Source organism: Desulfocurvus sp. DL1XJH-121, from assembly GCF_054819825.1.
Map to the genome: position 1 here is coordinate 1 of NZ_JBTVWW010000104.1, position 269 is coordinate 269.

Below are 269 nucleotides of genomic sequence, written 5' to 3' on the forward strand. Positions count from 1 at the left end.
AGGCGGGTGGCCCGCGTCGCCGCCGCCGGACTGGGCATGTCCGTGCTGGTCCACGACCCGATCCTGGATCAGGACGAGGCGCGGTCGGCCGGGGTGGAGCTCGTGTCGACGCTGGACGAGGTGCTCGTCCGTGCCGACGCCGTCTCACTGCACCTGCCGCTCACCGACGGCACTCGGGGACTGATCGGGGCGCGCGAGCTCGCGACGATGCGCGAGGGCGCCTTCCTCGTCAACACCGCCCGCGGCCCGATCGTCGAGACGGACGCGCT

The 269-nt window shown here is 73.6% G+C and carries 1 protein-coding gene; it reads left to right on the forward strand.

Features of this window, described 5'->3' with window-relative positions; translation table 11 throughout:
- Window positions 1-36 precede the first annotated feature (36 nt).
- A partial coding sequence (locus tag ACYYG1_RS17490; RefSeq protein WP_461211615.1) for an NAD(P)-dependent oxidoreductase occupies window positions 37-269 on the forward strand: 233 nt, incomplete at its 3' end.